Source organism: Gordonia sp. C13, from assembly GCF_023218005.1.
GTDB classification, from domain to species: Bacteria; Actinomycetota; Actinomycetes; order Mycobacteriales; family Mycobacteriaceae; genus Gordonia; species Gordonia namibiensis.
In genome coordinates this window covers 1-17,441 of sequence record NZ_JALPSY010000013.1, presented here as the reverse complement: position 1 = coordinate 17,441, position 17,441 = coordinate 1, and the positions used below count along the sequence as shown (strand labels likewise).

The window sequence follows — 17,441 nt, the reverse complement described above, 5'->3', positions numbered from 1 at the left end:
GTCATCGCTGGTTGAGTAGGCGAGGAGCTTGCGACGAGCCGTATCGAAACCGACTACTCGGCCGACGAACTCTCCGCCACGAGCGCCGCCGACTGCCGGGCGATCGCGAGTTCCTCGTTCGTCGGGACCACCAGCACGTCGACGGCGCTGTCGTCGGCGGAGATCCGACGCGCCGACCGGTCGGCTGCGGCGTTGCGGTCGGGGTCGAGGACGATCCCGAATCGCTCCAGCCCCTCGAGCGCGTCCGCCCGGACACGCGCCGAGTTCTCGCCGACGCCCGCGGTGAAAGTGATCGCGTCGAGCTTGTCGAGGCCGAAGGTGTACGCGCCGAGGTAGTGCCGCAACCGGTGGATGTAGACATCGTAGGCGCGGCGGGCGTACTCGTCTCCGGCGTCGACCAGTTCGGTGATGGAACGGAAGTCGTTCTCGCCGCACAGACCTCGCAACCCCGACTTCTGGTTCAGCAAGGTGTCGATCTCGTCCACGGACAGCTTGGCCACGCGGTTGAGGTGCAGCACCAGGCCGGGGTCGATGTCGCCGCTGCGGGTTCCCATCACCAACCCCTCCAGCGGGGTCATTCCCATGCTGGTGTCGACGGGTTGTCCGCCCGAAATGGCCGACGCCGACGCTCCGTTGCCGAGATGCAGCACGATCTGGTCGAGGTCGGCGGGGTCCTTGCCGAGGAACTCCGCGACGCGGCCCGACACGTATTCGTGGCTGGTGCCGTGGAATCCGTACCGCCGGATCGCGTGTTCGGCCGCCACCTCGCGGTCGACGGCGTAGATCGCAGCCGCGGCCGGCAGCCCGTGGAAAAAGGCCGTGTCGAACACCGCGACCGACGGCACGTCGGGGAGCAGGGTCCGGGCCGCTTCGATGCCCACCAGATTGGCCGGATTGTGCAGCGGCGCAAGGGTGGAGATCCGCTTGATCTCCGAGATGACCCAGTCGTCGACGAGGGTCGGCTCGTAGAACGACCGGCCGCCGTGCACCACACGGTGCCCGACGGCCGCGAGTCCGGCGTGTACGAGGTCGGTGCCGTTGTCGGCGAAGAACTGTTCGGCTCGCCGGACCGCCGTCAGATGGTCGGGCAGCGGCACCGACTCGGTGACCGTCTCCCCGTTCTGCTCATGCGTCATCGACGACCCGGCGTCGCCGATGCGTTCGGCGATCCCGTCCGCGATCACCACTCCGGTGTCGGGCTGTACCAGTTGGTATTTCAGCGACGAGGAGCCGGCGTTGAAGACGAGGACCGCCCCGGCGGTGTCGGCGCTCACCGCGCGTCTCCGACGGTGGCCGTGTCGGTGTCGACCTGCTGCGCCTGGATCGCGGTGATGGCCACCGTGTTGACGATGTCGGACACCAGCGCACCCCGGCTGAGGTCGTTGATCGGCTTGTTGAGGCCCTGCAGGACCGGCCCGATCGCGACGGCACCGGCGCTGCGCTGCACCGCCTTGTAGGTGTTGTTGCCGGTGTTGAGGTCGGGGAAGATCAGGACGGTGGCCCGGCCGGCGACCGAGGAGTCGGGCATCTTGGTAGCCGCGACCGACGGTTCGACCGCCGCGTCGTACTGGATGGGCCCCTCGACGAGGAGCTCGGGTGCGCGCTGCCGGACGAGTTCGGTTGCGGTCTTGACCTTTTCGACGTCCGCGCCCGAGCCGGAAGTGCCGGTGGAGTACGACAGCATCGCCACTCGCGGCTCGATGCCGAAGGCCGCCGACGTCTCGGCCGACGAGATGGCGATGTCGGCGAGTTGTTCGTCGGTGGGGTCGGGCACGATCGCGCAATCACCATAGGCGAGAACCGTGTCGGCCAGGCACATGAAGAACACACTCGACACCGTGGAGACCCCCGGTTTGGTCTTGATGATCTCGAAGGCCGGCCGGATGGTGTGGGCGGTCGTGTGGGCCGCACCCGACACCATCCCGTCGGCGCGCCCGGTGTGCACCATCATGGTGCCGAAGTAGGAGACGTCGAGCATCTTCTCCTGTGCGCGTTCGAGATCCATGCCCTTGTGCTTGCGCAGATCGGTGTAGATCCGGGCGAACTCGTCCAGATACTCCGAGGTGGCCGGGTCGATGACGGTGGCCTCTGCGAGGTCCAGGCCGAGCTCGATCGCCCTCGCCTGCACGGCATCCGGGTCGCCGAGCAGTGTCAGATCGGCGACGCCGCGGCGGAGGAGTCTGCTCGCCGCCCGCAGGATGCGATCGTCGCCGCCCTCGGGAAGCACGATGTGCTTGCGCTGTGCCCGTGCCCGGGAGATGAGGCGGTACTCGAACATCTGCGGAGTGACGACCGACGGGACGTCGACATTGAGGTTGCGCATGACTACCTCGGGGTCGACGTAGGTCTCCATCAGCGACAGCGCCGCCTCGATCTTGCGAGCCGATCCGGCGTTGAGTCGGCCACGGGTGTGGGCCGCGGTCCGCGCGGTGTCGTAGGTGCCGTGCGGGCAGCTGATGATCGGCAGCGTCGGCTTGAGCCCGCTCACGAGGGCCTCGATCATCGGGTGTGGTTTGAGCCCGCCATTGAGGATGATGCCCGACAGTCGCGGGAAGCCGTGCGCCGTATTGGCATTCACGAGTGCCAGGAGGACGTCGGAGCGGTCGGCGGGGGTGATCACGACCGTGCCGTCGGTGAGACGTTCCAGGATGTGTTCGACGGTCATGCCGCCCACCATCACACGCAACGCCTCGTGGTCGAGGAGCTCCTCGTCGCCGCTGTACATGGTGGCGCCGAGCGCCTCCTTCAGTTCGGCCATGGTGGGAGCGAACAGGATCGGCTCCTCGGGGAGGCACAGACTCGGCACCCCGATGCGGCGCAGCGTCGTCCGGATCTCGTCGAGTCGGTCCGGATCGCAGCGGTTCGCCACGATCGCGATCGGGGTGGCGTGGGCGGCGCCGACCTCGGACACCAGCCCCGCGGCGAGATCGGCGATCTCGTCGGGAGACCGGTCGTTGGCCTTCAGCGCGATCACCATCGGGGCCGACAGATTGGCGGCGATGCGTGCGTTGAAGCTCAGCTCCGACGGGGTTCCGACGTCGGTGTAGTCCGAACCGACGATCACGACGCGGTCGCAGTGCGTTGCCAGCGCATGGAATCGGGCGACGATCTCACCGATGGCGGCGTCAGGATCCTCGTGGACCTGCTCGTAGGTCACGCCCAGGCAGTCCTCGTAGGGCACGTCCACCGAGTCGTAGTCGATCAGGAGGTCGAGCAGCGGGTCCCGCGCGTCGCCGTTGGCACGGATGATCGGGCGGAAGACGCCGACCCGGCCGCCGGTCGCCGCGAGCAGCGCCAACAGCCCCAGCGCCACGACCGATTTCCCGGTCTCCCCTTCGGCCGACGCGAGATAGATGCTGGTCGTCGACTCGTCCGCACCACCTCCGTCCCCGGTGGTTCGATCTCCAGCGGCGGGGTCGGTAACGGCAGCGTCGGTGGCCATGCGCCCCAGCATAGTGGCGCCTCGGGATTCAGATCAGGATGCCGGGATTGCAGATGCCGTCGGGGTCGACGGCTGCCTTCACCGCACGCAAGGCCTCGAGCGCCAGCGGGCCGATCTCGTCGTGGTAGGCGTCGCGATGGTCGCGGCCGATGGCGTGGTGATGGGTGATGCTTGCGCCGGCGGCCCGGATCGCGTCGTTCGCCGCGGTTTTCGCCGCCGTCCACTCCGCGATCGGGTCGGTGCCGAACGGCGCGACCACGGTGAAGTACAGCGAGGCGCCAGAAGAGTAGACGTGGCTGATGTGGCACATGACCAGCGGCGGTGTGCCCGACGCGGTGACATTCGACCCGCTCGCTCCGCTTCCGGCGCCGGTCAACGTGTCGGTGATCGCGGCGGTGACCGAGGCGCGCAGCTCGTGCAGCTTCGACCAGTAGGTGACCGTCTCCAGCGTCTCGACCAGCACACCGGCGTCGAGCAGCGCGTCACGCAGGTATGGTCCGGCGAAACGTCCTGTGCGCCAAGATTCTCCGGGGGCGGCGCCGAGTGACGTACCACCGGCGTCGACGAGGACCTCCGACGCGGCATCGCGACGGCGGAGCACCTCGCGCTCCTCCCCCTCATAACCGGTGACGACGAGACATCCCGTCGACTCACCGCCGAGCTGTGCGGGATCGGCGAGGTTGATCGCGGTCTCGACCTCGTCGGACAGGCGGATCACGGTGGGCAGCGGACCATCCTGGGCGAGGCGACGGAGCGCGGTCGCACCGTCGGCGAACGTGGCGAACCGCCAGCCGTCGAAGAGTCGGGTCGTCGGGGCGGGATGAACACGCAGGCGAACGCTGGTGATGACGCCGAAGGCGCCCTCGGAGCCGAGGATCAGCTGGCGCAGGTCGGGCCCGGCCGCGGAACGGGGTGCCGTTCCGACCTCGATGGTGCCGCGGGGAGTTGCGAGCACAATTCCCTCGACCATCTCGTCGAAGCGGCCGAAACCCGCCGACGACTGACCCGCCGACCGGGTCGCCGCGTAGCCACCGATCCCAGCACCCTCGTAGGACTGCGGGAAGTGGCCGAGCGTCCAGCCCTGCTCGCGCAGAAGCGATTCGGCGGCACTCCCCCGAAGGCCGGCCTGGAGGGTGGCGATGCGGGAGATCTCGTCGATCTCGACGAGACGGTCGAGCCGACGGAGGTCGAGGCTGACCACGCCGTCGAACCCGGCACGATCGGGGGTGAGACCGCCCACGACCGAGGTCCCGCCGGTGAACGGCACGACCGCGACCTTCGCCTCGGCACAGATCTGCAGGATTCGCACGACCTCGTCGTGACCGGCGGGATAGATCACCACGTCCGGGGCGTCGGAGGCATCGCCGTTGCGCAGCCGCAGCAGGTCGGGCGTCGAATAGCCCCGGGTGTGCTGGATGCGTGCGTCGTCGGAGCCGACGACGTGTTGGGCGCCGACGAGGGCCTCGAGGTCGGCACGCACCGCGGACGGCAGGGTCGGCGCGGGCGGGGTGACCGCCTCCGGAGCGACGCCCCGGTCCTCGGCGGCGTCGCCGGCCAGCGCGGCCGCGGCGGCGGGTAGCTCCGTGACGCGGGCCGGGTCGCCCCAGCGCGGCCGGCGCATCTCGACGACCGGGATCGCGGTCTCGTCCGCGGTGGACTCCTGTTTCCCGGTCATCGTGCGATCACTCCTCGTTCTTGACGACCGCCCGTACGACGAGGTCGGCGATCTGCTCGTCGGTGAGCGAACTGTCCGGGATGAGCATCAGCGAGTAGATCGTCCGCACCAGGAACTCCGCGGCCCCGCGCGGGTCCGGGACCAGCTGATCCCGGATCTGCGGATCGAGATCGGGCAGCGTCTGGTCGACGATCTGGTGGATGAGGGTGGGACCCGACGAGTCGCTCGTCGCGACCAGCGCCCGCACGATCTCCTCGGGCTCCTTCCGCAGCACGTACTGCAGCGCCTCGTGCTCACGGATGTAGGGCAGCACGTTCACGACCTGTGCCCGGACTTTGCCCGCGGCGTCGGGTGCGGAGGCCGACCACTCCCGTAGCTTCACGCGCAGCAGGGAGACCTCACGGTCGACGATCGCCGCGACCAGCGCATTCCGTCCACCGAACATGCGGTAGGCGGTGGCTCGGGCGACACCTGCGTGACGCGCCACGGACGTCAGACTCAACGTCTTGGCACCGAAGCGGGAGACGAGTCCCACTCCGACGTCCACCATGCGGTCACGATCCATGCGGAGAACTTATCGAATCGGGATGGGGCGTGACCGTCCTGGTCGCCGTTGTCGAAGAAGAATCGCCACTTTGCATCGGTGGCGCTACGTGGAACTCGTGCTTCTGCCGGCGACACGGGGTTCCGACTCGAGGTCCGAACCGAGCGCCTCGTCGTTCACCGGGTGCGGACGAGGGCCGTCGACACGGCCGCCCCGGCGGCTGCGCGGCAGCAACTGACGGGCGATCGCGACACCACCGATGCACATCACGCCGCCGACGATCCCGACGCCGGTCGGCAGTTCGTCCAGCAGAGCCCAGGACATCAGGATGACGATCGCCGGGACCACGAGGGTGGTCGCGGCCATGGCGCCGGCATCGGTGCGGGCGAGCGCATACGCCCACGTCGAGAACGCGATCGCGGTGGGCCCGACCCCGAGGTAGATCACCGCGGCGATCGCGGAGGCATCGGCGTGCGCGAGTTCGGCGACGGCAGCCGGCGCGAACGGGAGCGTTGCGACGAGCCCCGCGAGCGCACCGAGCCAGGTCGCGGTCAACGCGTCGACGGAACGGAGCGCGGACTTCTGGATGAGGACGCCCGAGGCGTAGAGCACCGCGGCCGCGATCCCGAGGAGCACCCCGAGCCAGTCGGCGTGTGCGTCGGCGGTGGCGGAACCTCCCGTGGCGATCAGCACGACGCCGGCGAACGCGATCGTCATGCCGATCACCAGATGCCGCGGGAACCCCTCGCCGAAGAAGAGACCGGCAGCGACGGCGACGAGGATCGGGGCCAGGTTCACCAGCAGCGCCGCCGTCCCGGCGTCGAGATGCTGTTCGGCCCAGTTCAGCAGGATGGTGTAGCCGGCGAACCAGGCGACGCCGTATGCGATGACCAGCATCAAGGCGCGTCCACGTGGAAGCCAGGGGGTCAGTGGACGGTCGTCGGCGGTGCTGCGTCGCCGCAAACGCACCACCAGCATGATGACCGTGAGCGGTAGGACCGCCGCGAGCAATCGCAGGAACGCCATCGCCCCCGGTGAGAAGGAGTCGCCCAGCGCCCGGATGCCCACGAACGCCGACGCCCACAGCACCACGGTGATGAGGGCAGCCAACGCCGGGAGCGAGACACCGAGAAGGGCCGGGGACGAGGGGCGCGAGGTCATGTCAATCAGAGTCCGGCATGAACCACTTCAGAACAAGTGAAAGTTTCTACCGGTTTGTTAAGTCCGGCTGTATCGTCAATCTCATGGTCGACATCCACCGGCTTCGTGTTCTGCGCTCGGTCATCGGCGAGCGTTCCATCGGCGGGGCGGCCAACGCCCTGGGATACACGCCGTCGGCGGTGAGCCAGCACATCGCCGCCCTTCAGCGCGAGACCGGATTGACCCTGGTGGAACGTGATGGACGTGGCATCGTGCCCACCGAGGCCGGCACCATCCTCGCTGCCGAATCCGAGGGGGTGTTCGAGGAACTGTCCCGGGTGGACGGGCTGATCTCGGAACTACGCGACGGGCGGCTCGGGCAGTTGCGCATGAACTACTTCGCTTCCGCGGGGGCCGCCTGGATTCCGCCGATCGTGGCCACGATCTCGCGGGAGTTCCCCGGTCTGCGCCTCGATCTGCGACTCATCGAGCTCGTCTCGGCGGCCACGGCCTCGCCGGATGTGGAGATCTACGTCGAGGACACCGAGCGACCCGTTCCGGACCCCGCCGGCTTCGTCAGTCGGCCGCTGACCTCAGACCCGTATCACGCTGTGGTTCCGACCGATTCGGCGTGGACGGAGTACGACTCGGTGACTCTGCGGGAGCTGTCCCAGGTGCCCTGGGTCGACAACGACGTCGCGCGCGGCCCGTGCCGTCAAGCACTCCTCAGCGCGTGCACATCCGTCGGCTTCGTCCCCGACTTCAGCATCGAGACACAGGATTACCCGACGGCGATCCGCTTCGTCGCCGCCGGCGTCGGCCTCACGGTGGTACCGCAGCTCGCTTTGACCGACCTGCCCGCGGGCGTGGTGGCGATCCCCATCGTCGACCCCACGCCAACCCGTGCGATCCGGGTGCGTGTGCGCCAGAGCGCCCACGATCTCCCACCGGTGCGGCGTGTACTCGAACTCCTCGACGCCGCTGTGCTGCAACCGATTTCGTAGCGATAATGGGGTTATGGCGCCCACTATCGCTACGAAATCCGACTAGCCGAGCTTGCGCAGGCGCGGTTCCAGGTCGCGCTGGAAGTTCTCCAGGAAGCGACGCTGATCGTGACCCGGAGCGTGGAAGACGAGGTGGTTGAGTCCGGCGTCGGTGTAGAACTTGACCTTCTCGACGGCCTCGTCGGGATCAGAGGCGACGATCCAGCGCTTGGCGACCTGCTCGATCGGCAACTCGTCGGCGAGACGTTCCATCTCGGTGGAGCTGTTGACGCTGTGCTTCTGCTCGGGGGTCAGGGACAGCGGCGCCCAGAAACGCGTGTTCTCCAGCGCCAGTTCGGGATCCGGATCGTAGGAGATCTTGATCTCGATCATCTTGTCGATGGCGTCGAAGTCGCGTTCGGCCTTCTCCGCACCTTCCTTGACCGCCGGCAGCAGCTTCTCGGTGTAGAGCTCGGCACCCTTGCCCGAGGTGCAGATGAAGCCGTCGCCGGAGCGACCCGCATAGCGTGCGACGACCGGCCCACCGGCGGCGACGTACACCGGGATCGGTTGTTCCGGAACGTCATACATGTAGGCGCCCTGCGTGTGGTAGTACTCGCCGTCGAAGTTGACCTCTTCGCCGGTCCACAGTTCGCGCATGAGCTTGATCGACTCGCGCAGGCGGGCGAAGCGCTCCTTGAACTCGGGCCACTCGCCCTGGAATCCGGTGGCGTACTCGTTGAGGGCCTCGCCGGTGCCGACGCCGAGCATGATGCGGCCCGGGTACATGCAGCCCATCGACGCGAAGGCCTGGGCGATGACGGCCGGGTTGTAGCGGAAGGTCGGGGTCATGACCGACGTGCCGATCTGGACGCGCTTGGTGCGCTCCCCGACGGCCGCCATCCACGCGAGCGAGAAGGGCGCGTGGCCGCCGTTGTGCCGCCACGGCTGGAAGTGGTCGCTCACCGCGACGGAGTCCAGCCCGTGCTCTTCGGCTGCGACCGCGATCTCCACCAGCTCGCGCGGGTCGAACTGCTCCGCCGACGCCTTGAAACCGAGTTTGAGTTCTGCCATGAGCCTCGCCCCTAACCGTCGGCCGTGCCGACCTTTCCCCGGTCGATCCGCTGATCGTGATCGCCGCTGTGACCTCAGTAACCAAACTAGAGCATCGACGAGAGCGCTGACCTTCCCGTCCGATCCGGGCATCCCGCGCACGATTAGACCTCAAGTCGACTTTAAGTTCTACCCTGGGCGACATGAGTATGGAGTCGGTCGCCTGGGACATGATGTACAAGTCGTCGACCTCGCCGGACGGTAAGCGGTTACGGGGAGATCGGCGCGCGACGCTGCGGCGGATCGGCGGGTTCGCGAGCCCCCACCGACGCCGGATCGCATTGTTCCTGGTGCTGTCGGTGTTCACCGCAGTCCTGACCGTGGTGACCCCGCTCCTCGCCGGACGCGTCGTCAACCTCATCACCGACAACGGCGCCGAGTCGATGATCGTCGGACTGGCGGTGGCGATCGCACTGATCGCGGTCGCCGAGGCCGCAGCAGGCATCGGCGTCCGTTGGTTGTCGTCGAACATCGGTGAAGGTCTCATCCTCGATCTGCGGCGCGCGGTCTTCGACCATGTCCAGCGCATGCCGGTCGCCTTCTTCACCCGGACCCGGACCGGTGCTCTGGTGAGCCGGCTCAACAACGACGTGATCGGTGCGCAGCGAGCCTTCAGCGACACCTTGTCCGGTGTGGTGTCCAACTTCGTGACGCTCACCCTGACACTCGGCGTGATGATCTACATCAGTTGGCAGATCACGATTCTCGCCCTGGTGTTGCTCCCGGTGTTCGTGATCCCGGCACGTCGGATGGGAGGCCGGATGGCCGCCCTGTCGCGGGAGGCGGCCGAGCACAACGCCCGCATGTCGACCCAGATGACCGAGCGGTTCTCCGCACCCGGCGCCACCCTGGTGAAACTGTTCGGACGGCCCGACCTGGAATCCCGCGAGTTCGCCGATCGCGCGGATCGCGTGCGCGACATCGGCGTCCGGCGCGCCATGCTGCAGGCCTACTTCTTCACGGCGCTGACCCTCGTGTCGGCACTCGCCCTCGCACTGGTCTACGGCCTCGGCGGATGGCTTGCGGTGCACGAACATCTGTCGGCGGGCGCGGTCGTGTCCCTCGCACTGCTGCTGACCCGGATGTACGCGCCGCTCACCGCCTTGGCGAACGCCCGCGTCGAGATCATGAGCGCGCTGGTCAGTTTCGAGCGCGTCTTCGAGGTCCTCGACCTGACCCCGCTGATCGTCGACGCCCCGGATGCCCGTCCGGTGCCCGGTACCGAGAGCGGTCGGCCGGTGCCGGTGTCGGTCCGCTTCGATGACGTGTCCTTCGCCTACCCGTCGGCCGACAAGGTCTCGCTGGCGTCCCTGGAAGAGGTTGCGCAGCTGGACAACCGGGCCGGGCAGACGGTTCTGCACCATGTGGATCTCGACGTCCCGGCGGGCAGCATGGTGGCCCTGGTCGGTAGTTCGGGTGCCGGCAAGTCGACCATCGCCAGTCTCGCGACTCGGCTCTACGACGTCGATGAGGGCTCGGTCCAGCTCGCCGGCGTCGACATCCGGGACCTGCAGATCGCGTCCGTGCATCGCACCGTCGGACTGGTCACGCAGGATGGACATCTCTTCCACGACACCATCCGCGCCAATCTCGTTCTCGCACGGCCCGACACCTCCGACGAGGAGATCTGGGAGGCGCTGCGTCGAGCACGCCTCGAGGAACTGGTCCAGTCGTTGCCCGACGGCCTCGACACCATCGTCGGCGAACGCGGTTACCGACTCTCCGGCGGTGAGCGGCAGCGAATGACCATCGCCCGCCTACTGCTCGCACAGCCGTCGGTGGTGATCCTCGACGAGGCGACCGCGCACTTGGATTCGACCTCGGAGGCGGCGGTTCAGGAAGCATTGAGCGAGGCCCTCGAGGGCCGCACCTCGATCGTCATCGCGCACCGGCTCTCGACGATCCGAGCCGCCGACCAGATCGTGGTGCTCGAAGCGGGCCGCGTCGTCGAACGCGGTGATCATCCGACGCTCCTCGCGCGCAACGGTCGCTACGCCGAGCTCTACCGCACCCAGTTCGCCGACGACGGGGACGAGGACGACCCGCTCACGGCATGAACGCGCAGCGATCCGACCACCGCTGACCGAGCGTAGCGACCGGACCCCGCTGCCTGATCTAGAGCAGCGACCCCACCACCGCTGCTCGATCGAGACCAGCGACCCCACCACCGCTGCCCGATCGAGACCAGCGACCCGACCACCGCCGCCCGATCGAGACCAGCGACCCGACCACCGCTGCCCGATCGAGACCAGCGACCCGACCACCGCTGCCTGAGGTGTGAGGAGCGCAAGCGACGAGCCACGAAGGCCTGGCGAGATGACGTTGCCAGCCCTTCGTGGCTCGCTTCGCTCGCACCTCAGGGAGCGGGGGGTGGCGTTCGCCACACCTCAGGGAGCGGGGGGTGGCGCCCGCCCACACCGCAAGGAGCGGGGGGTGGCGTTCGCCACACCTCAGGGAGCGGGGGGTGGCGCCCGCCCACACCGCAAGGAGCGGGGGGTGGCGTTCGCCGCACCTCAGGGAGCGGGGGGTGGCGTCCGCTCGCACCTCAGGGAGCGGGGGTGGCGTTCGCCCGCACCTCAGGGAGCGGTGAGTGGCGTCCCTCAGGGATCGGGGCTACTGCTCGTCTTCGAGATCGTCGAAGTTGTCGATCAGCGGACGACGCGGACGCTTGGTGTCCTTGGCGCGCTCCATTCGGCGGCGACGGAACTGCATCGCGATCAGCACGATGTTGACCACGATGATGGCGATGCCGACAGCCACCCAGAACCAGCGTCCGTCGCGCCACCAGTCGACGGTCAGCCAGCCCAGGCACACGATGAGGATGGTCGCGCCGATCATGGTCATCGTCGTCGACACGGTCTGCGCGCCGCGGGCGAAGTCGGGGCCGGTACTCACGGGAACTCCTGGATAGAACGGTTGCTGGCGATCGGGTCTGGACTCGATCACGTCTGAACTACGACGACGACCGCGATCAGGATGGCCACCACCACTATCGCAGTGACGACGAAGAGGATCTGGGCCGGGCCCGGCATCTGCCCGCCGCGTTGCAACACACGCATCGTGCGACGCCAGCGCCAGGCACCGATCACCGCGAGGGAGCACCCCAGGGCGACGAGGACGAGCCCCAGGACCAGTTCGAGAACCGGATTGTCGATGTCGGGGGCCAGATAGACGATCGCCATCCCGGCGGCCATGAACCCGAGGGCGGTGCGCACCCACGCGAGCAGCGTGCGCTCGGCGGCGAGGGTGAAACGCGCGTCGACCGCGCCGGGCGGGGCGGCAGGTGCGGCGGGCGATGCCGCACGCTTGCCGGGTCCGGCGCCTGCTCCGTCAGCCGGCCCGTTGGTCCTCTCGGTCGTCAGCGCTCTTGCCCTCTCGTATCGCCTGCTTCGCAAATGCCGCGGTCACCTGGATCGCGTGAATGGTCTCCGGGTGATGTGAGGTCAGCACCGGGAACGCGTGTACCTGCCAAGCGTAGCTGTGGGCGAGGGCCTCGATGCCGGCCTCGTCGAGGGTCTCGATCAGGCCGATGACGTCCGGTTCCAGCATCTCCCCCTCGGCGGTGACCATGACCGTCGGAGGGAACTCGGTCGGGTCGAGGTCGGCGATGCGGCGCACCCCGGTCAGCGGTACAGGACCGCGATCGAACTGGGGTGCCAGCTTGGCCATCTTCGACTTCGGGAGGTAGGCGTCGGACTTGCTGGACCGGTCCGGGTTGGTACCCAGGTCGACGTCGAGCAGCGGGGAGAAGCCGATGAGTGCGGCCGGAGCGGGGAGTCCGCGTTCGACGGCGGCCTCGACGACCTTCGCCGCCAGGAATCCGCCCGCCGAGTCACCGGCGACGATGACCCGCCGGTAGTGGCGGTCGTTGATGAGTTCGGCATAGGCGTCGACGGCGTCGGCCACCGACGCGCCTACACCGGCCTGCGGCAACTGCCGGTATTCGAGCGAGAAGACCGGGACCTCACAGGCCTTGGCCAGTCGCGCGGCGATGGAACGGTGTGTACCCAGACCGCACACCACGAAGGCCCCACCGTGGAGGTACAGCATCGCCGTGTCGCTGTCGCGGCGCGAGGGGCCGGCAGGAATGGCCAGTTCGGTGGAACGTTCGGCGAGTGTCAGCTGCTCGCGCACCACGCCGCGGGGCTTGGGGCCCACGGCGACGACACGGTCGATGAGGAACAGCCCGGCCATGCCCGCCGTGTTGATCGGCCACAGGGTGAGCAGCGGCTTCAGGAACACACGGGAGCCGAACCAGATGGGATACGACAGGAGGCTCGGCCGCCGGTGGTGAACGATGGGCATGGGATTCCTCCTGGTCTCAGCCGAAGCTACACCCCGGCACCCCCCGTATAACCGGTAAACGCCGAGCAAAACATTCATCCAGCCGCGGTCTGCGGGCCACCCGGGTCGCTATATTCTCGAACCCGTGACAAGACGGTGGCCGTGACGCAGGTGCAGATCCCTCCACAGTTCCTGTTGTCCGCGCAGGCAGACGATCCGCGGACCCTGTGCGACGTCCTGACCGCGACCGCCCGGGCACACCCCGATGCTCCCGCGATCGACGACGGCGACGTCACCCTCACCTACGGCCAGCTGCTGGCCCTGATCCGACGCACCGTCGCCCGTTTCGCCGAGGTCGGCGTCGGCCACGGAAGCCGCGTCGGCATCCGGATGCCCTCCGGCTCGCGTGACCTCTACGTCGCCATCCTGGCCACCCTCTACGCCGGCGCCGCCTACGTCCCCGTCGACGTCGACGACCCCGACGAGCGCGCCGAACTCGTGTTCGGGGAGGCCGGTGTCGATGCCATCGTCGACGCCGACGGCCCTCGCCCGGCGAAACCCGCCACCGGGACCGCCAGCGCACCGGCACGGCCGACCCCCGACGACGACGCGTGGATCATCTTCACCTCGGGCTCCACGGGAACACCCAAGGGCGTGGCGGTCACCCACCGGAATGCGGCAGCCTTCGTCGACGCCGAGGCACACATGTTCCTCCCCGACGAGCCGATCGGGCCCGGTGACCGTGTCCTGGCCGGCCTCTCGGTGGCCTTCGACGCCTCGTGCGAGGAGATGTGGCTCGCCTGGCGCAACGGCGCCTGCCTCGTCCCGGCACCCCGATCGCTGGTGCGCAGCGGGATGGACCTGGGCCCGTGGCTGGTGGCCCGCGACATCACCGTCGTCTCGACCGTGCCGACCCTGGCCTCGCTGTGGCCGCCGGAGGCCCTGGAAGCGGTGCGGCTGTTGATCTTCGGCGGCGAGGCCTGCCCACCCGAGCTCGCCGACCGCCTGGCCGTGCCCGGTCGCGAGGTCTGGAACACCTACGGCCCCACCGAGGCAACGGTCGTCGCGTGCGCCGCCCTCCTCGGCGACCGTGGCCCGGTACGCATCGGATTACCTCTGCGCGGTTGGGATCTCGCGGTCGTCGACACCGACGGCAACCCCGTCACCGAGGGCGAGGTCGGCGAGCTGGTCATCGGCGGCGTCGGGCTGGCCCGCTACCTCGACCCGGCGAAGGACGCCGAGAAGTATGCGCCGATGCCCACGCTGGGCTGGGAACGCGCTTACCGCAGCGGCGATCTCGTACGGCTCGATCCCGCGGGACTGATCTTCATGGGTCGCGCCGACGACCAGGTGAAGGTCGGCGGGCGGCGCATCGAACTCGGTGAGATCGACAACGCCCTGCAGAATCTGCCCGGTGTGAGCGGGGCTGCTGCCGCGGTGCGCAAGTCCGCGGCGGGCAACAGCCTGCTCGTCGGTTATCTCGTCTCCGCCGACCCCGACTTCGACGTCTCGGCAGCACACGCCGAACTCACCCGTCACCTGCCCGCCGCGATGGTCCCCGCCCTCGCCCTCGTCGACGAACTGCCTACGCGCACTTCGGGAAAGGTTGATCGTGATGCGCTGCCCTGGCCTCTGCCGGGCAGCAGCAGACCAGTGGATGACGACGTCGAACTCGGCGAGACCGAGTTGTGGCTGGCCCAGCTGTGGACCGATGTGCTCGGCATCCAGATCACCCACCCCGACGTGGACTTCTTCGCGGAGGGCGGTGGTTCGCTCGCGGCCGCACAGCTGGTGACGGCGATCCGCGGACGCCACCCGGACATCTCGGTCGCCGACCTCTACGACCATCCCCGGCTCGGGTCGATGGCGGAGATGCTCGACGCGCGCCGCCCGGCGACCAGCATCGTCGAACGCGATGTCGCACCCACGCCACGTGCGACGGGTCTCGCCCAGCTCGCACTGACCGTTCCGCTGACGACCCTGACCGGTCTGCAGTGGGCGACCTGGCTCGGCGTGGTGAACAACCTGGGGATCGTCGTGGCCGACCGGTTGGATCGTTCGGTCCCGTGGCTGGTCGAGGTGAACTGGTGGGTCCTGCTCGTGGCCTTCCTGGTCTTCATCACCCCGCCCGGCCGGATGTGTATCGCCGCGTTGGGTTCCCGCCTGCTCCTCTCGGGCGTCACGCCGGGTGACCACCCGCGGGGCGGCAGCGTGCACGTGCGTCTGTGGGTGGCCGAACGGCTCCTCGATGCGAGCGGCGCGGCGAACCTGTCCGGTGCGCCGTGGATGATCTACCTCGCCCGGGCGCTCGGGGCCCGGATCGGCCGCGACGTCGATCTGCACACGATCCCGCCGGTCACCGGACTGCTGACGGTCGGTGAGGGCGCGTCGGTGGAGCCGGAGGTCGACCTCGCCGGCTGGTGGATCGACGGCGACGTCGTCCACATCGGTGAGATCGCGATCAAGCGCGGGGCGTCGATCGGTGCGCGGTCGACACTCATGCCGGGGGCGGTCGTCGGACGCGACGCCGTCGTCGCACCCGGTTCGGCGGTGTTCGGCCGGGTGAAGGCGCGTCAGCACTGGGCCGGCTCACCCGCGATCAAGATCGGCAAGGCCGCCCACCCGTGGCCCGACCACCGGCCGCCGCGCGCGCGGGCCTGGGTACCGGTCTACGGATTGTCGTCGCTGGCGCTGGCCGCGATCCCGCTGGTCTCACTGGCCGCGGGACTCGCCGTCATCGGCCTGTGGGCACTGTCGGCAGATCGGTTGCGCGACGTCGCGATCCGCGCCGTGATCCTCCTGCCGGCGGCGACCCTCACCAGCCTCGCCGTCTTCGCCGCGATCACCGCCGGACTGGTGCGACTGGCATCCCTGGGCCTGAGCACCGGCTACCACCCGGTGCGGTCGCGAGTCGGCTGGCAGGTGTGGCTGACCGAACGCCTCCTCGACGCCGCCCGCACCTACCTGTTCCCGCTCTACGCGAGCCTGCTCACGCCGATCTGGTTCCGCGTGCTGGGCGCCAAGGTGGGCAAGGGCACCGAGATCTCGACGGCACTGGTGCTACCGCGGTTCACCATCATCGGCGACGGCGCCTTCCTGGCCGACGACACGATGGTCGCGTCGTACGAGCTCGGCGGCGGTTGGCTGCACATCGACGAGGCGAAGATCGGCAAGCGCTCGTTCCTCGGCAACTCGGGGATGACCGGCCCGGGCCGCAAGGTGCCCAAGAACGGCCTGGTGGCAGTTCTGTCGGCGACGCCGAACCGAGCGAAGTCGGGGTCGAGCTGGCTGGGCAGTCCCCCGGTTCGCCTGCGCCGCACCGCCGCCGAGACCGACACCTCACGCACCTTCGATCCGCCGACGAAGCTGAAAGTTGCGCGTTCGGTCATCGAGACCCTGCGCCTCGTCCCGGTGATGGTGTCCTTCGGGCTCGGCGTCGGCATGCTGATCGCGCTGCAGTCTGTGGCCGTCCACGTGCACTACGGCGTCGCCGCGCTGGTCAGCGGGCTGCTGCTGCTCGGGGTCGGCGCTGTAGCCTGTGGCACCGCAGCCGCCGCGAAATGGCTTGTCGTCGGCCGCATCACCGTCGGCGAGCACCCGCTGTGGAGCTCCTTCGTCTGGCGCAACGAACTGTCCGACGCCTTCGTCGAGACCGTGGCCGCACCGTGGTTCGCCAACGCCGCCACCGGGACACCGATTCTCAACCTGTGGCTGCGGCTGCTCGGCGCCCGGATCGGACGTGGCGTCTGGTGTGAGACCTACTGGCTACCCGAGGCCGATCTGGTCAGCCTCGGAGACGGTGCGACCGTCCAGCGCGGCTGCGTCGTCCAAACACATCTGTTCCACGACCGCGTGATGGCCATCGACCGCGTCACCCTTGACGCCGGTGCGACGCTCGGCCCGCACTGCGTCGCCCTTCCGGCGTCGGGGCTCGGCGAATCGGCAACCGTCGGACCGGCTTCGCTGGTCATGCGCGGCGACGTCGTGCCCGCCCACACCCGCTGGCAGGGCAATCCCATCGCCCCCTGGCCGGCGGCTGATTAGTTCGGTCCATCAGAGAACGAGCACGCAACCCCCGATCCCCGAGGTGCGCGCCCACGGCCCCCGCTCCCCGAGGTACGCGCCCACGGCCCCCGCTCCCCGAGGTGCGCGCCCACGGCCCCCGCTCCCCGAGGTGCGCGCCCACGGCCCCCGCTCCCTGAGGTGCGAGCGAAGCGAGCCACGAAGGGCTGGCGACCCTACCTCACCAGGGGCTTCGTG

12 protein-coding genes are annotated in these 17,441 nt (G+C 68.8%); 3 read left to right on the top strand and 9 right to left on the bottom strand.

What is annotated here, in order from left to right; all coding sequences use genetic code 11:
- Positions 1–53 precede the first annotated feature (53 nt).
- The 5 genes from M1L58_RS12295 to M1L58_RS12275 form a co-directional block, all read right to left on the bottom strand.
- Positions 54–1,274 carry an acetate kinase gene (locus M1L58_RS12295; RefSeq protein WP_248659085.1) on the bottom strand — a complete coding sequence of 407 codons (1,221 nt, stop codon included), beginning with the start codon at positions 1,272–1,274 and terminating at the stop codon, positions 54–56.
- The gene (pta, locus tag M1L58_RS12290) at positions 1,271–3,454 is read right to left on the bottom strand and encodes a phosphate acetyltransferase (RefSeq protein WP_248659084.1); all 2,184 of its coding nucleotides are present in this window, start codon (positions 3,452–3,454) and stop codon (positions 1,271–1,273) included. The genes M1L58_RS12295 and pta overlap by 4 nt, the downstream gene beginning before the upstream one ends.
- A gap of 16 nt (positions 3,455–3,470) precedes the next feature.
- A complete protein-coding gene (locus M1L58_RS12285) occupies positions 3,471–5,117 on the bottom strand; it encodes an FAD-binding oxidoreductase (RefSeq protein WP_248659083.1) in 1,647 nt (548 codons plus the stop codon).
- A 7-nt stretch (positions 5,118–5,124) separates the two neighbouring features.
- Complete coding sequence (locus M1L58_RS12280; protein ID WP_006868842.1) at positions 5,125–5,682, bottom strand: TetR/AcrR family transcriptional regulator; 558 nt, start codon at positions 5,680–5,682, stop codon at positions 5,125–5,127.
- 84 nt (positions 5,683–5,766) lie between these two features.
- The gene (locus tag M1L58_RS12275; RefSeq protein ID WP_248659082.1) at positions 5,767–6,822 is read right to left on the bottom strand and encodes a DMT family transporter; all 1,056 of its coding nucleotides are present in this window, start codon (positions 6,820–6,822) and stop codon (positions 5,767–5,769) included.
- An 83-nt stretch (positions 6,823–6,905) separates the two neighbouring features.
- Between M1L58_RS12275 and M1L58_RS12270 the strand changes: the two genes are divergently transcribed.
- Complete coding sequence (locus M1L58_RS12270) at positions 6,906–7,805, top strand: LysR family transcriptional regulator (RefSeq protein ID WP_248659081.1); 900 nt, start codon at positions 6,906–6,908, stop codon at positions 7,803–7,805.
- Positions 7,806–7,847: 42 nt separating this feature from the next.
- Here M1L58_RS12270 and fgd read toward each other — a convergent pair whose 3' ends face one another.
- Positions 7,848–8,858: a glucose-6-phosphate dehydrogenase (coenzyme-F420) gene (gene fgd / locus M1L58_RS12265; RefSeq protein ID WP_006868839.1), complete on the bottom strand. Its 1,011-nt coding sequence runs from the start codon at positions 8,856–8,858 to the stop codon at positions 7,848–7,850.
- Positions 8,859–9,040: 182 nt separating this feature from the next.
- On the opposite strand from fgd, the gene M1L58_RS12260 reads away from it, so the two are divergent.
- A complete protein-coding gene (locus M1L58_RS12260) occupies positions 9,041–10,954 on the top strand; it encodes an ABC transporter ATP-binding protein (protein WP_248659080.1) in 1,914 nt (637 codons plus the stop codon).
- Between the two features lie 556 nt (positions 10,955–11,510).
- On the opposite strand, the gene M1L58_RS12255 is transcribed toward M1L58_RS12260, so the two are convergent.
- The 3 genes from M1L58_RS12255 to M1L58_RS12245 are packed head-to-tail and all read right to left on the bottom strand — an operon-like array spanning position 11,511 to position 13,202.
- On the bottom strand, positions 11,511–11,792 hold the full coding sequence (locus tag M1L58_RS12255; RefSeq protein ID WP_006868837.1) for a hypothetical protein: 282 nt from the start codon (positions 11,790–11,792) through the stop codon (positions 11,511–11,513).
- A gap of 47 nt (positions 11,793–11,839) precedes the next feature.
- On the bottom strand, positions 11,840–12,292 hold the full coding sequence (locus tag M1L58_RS23345) for a YidH family protein (protein ID WP_006868836.1): 453 nt from the start codon (positions 12,290–12,292) through the stop codon (positions 11,840–11,842).
- Positions 12,228–13,202, bottom strand: coding sequence for an alpha/beta hydrolase (locus M1L58_RS12245; protein ID WP_248659079.1), 975 nt, complete (start codon positions 13,200–13,202; stop codon positions 12,228–12,230). The genes M1L58_RS23345 and M1L58_RS12245 overlap by 65 nt, the downstream gene beginning before the upstream one ends.
- Positions 13,203–13,343: 141 nt before the next feature.
- Between M1L58_RS12245 and M1L58_RS12240 the strand changes: the two genes are divergently transcribed.
- Positions 13,344–17,225 carry a Pls/PosA family non-ribosomal peptide synthetase gene (locus M1L58_RS12240; RefSeq protein WP_248659078.1) on the top strand — a complete coding sequence of 1,294 codons (3,882 nt, stop codon included), beginning with the start codon at positions 13,344–13,346 and terminating at the stop codon, positions 17,223–17,225.
- Positions 17,226–17,441: the final 216 nt, after the last annotated feature.

Bases quoted from the DNA above. Each gene is read 5' to 3' on its own strand.
- pta (WP_248659084.1), bottom strand. From the start codon at position 3,454: ATGCTGGGGCGCATGGCCACCGACGCTGCCGTTACCGACCCCGCCGCT.
- M1L58_RS12285 (WP_248659083.1), bottom strand. From the start codon at position 5,117: ATGACCGGGAAACAGGAGTCCACCGCGGACGAGACCGCGATCCCGGTC.
- M1L58_RS12280 (WP_006868842.1), bottom strand. From the start codon at position 5,682: ATGGATCGTGACCGCATGGTGGACGTCGGAGTGGGACTCGTCTCCCGC.
- M1L58_RS12275 (WP_248659082.1), bottom strand. From the start codon at position 6,822: ATGACCTCGCGCCCCTCGTCCCCGGCCCTTCTCGGTGTCTCGCTCCCG.
- M1L58_RS12270 (WP_248659081.1), top strand. From the start codon at position 6,906: ATGGTCGACATCCACCGGCTTCGTGTTCTGCGCTCGGTCATCGGCGAG.
- fgd (WP_006868839.1), bottom strand. From the start codon at position 8,858: ATGGCAGAACTCAAACTCGGTTTCAAGGCGTCGGCGGAGCAGTTCGAC.
- M1L58_RS12260 (WP_248659080.1), top strand. From the start codon at position 9,041: ATGAGTATGGAGTCGGTCGCCTGGGACATGATGTACAAGTCGTCGACC.
- M1L58_RS12245 (WP_248659079.1), bottom strand. From the start codon at position 13,202: ATGCCCATCGTTCACCACCGGCGGCCGAGCCTCCTGTCGTATCCCATC.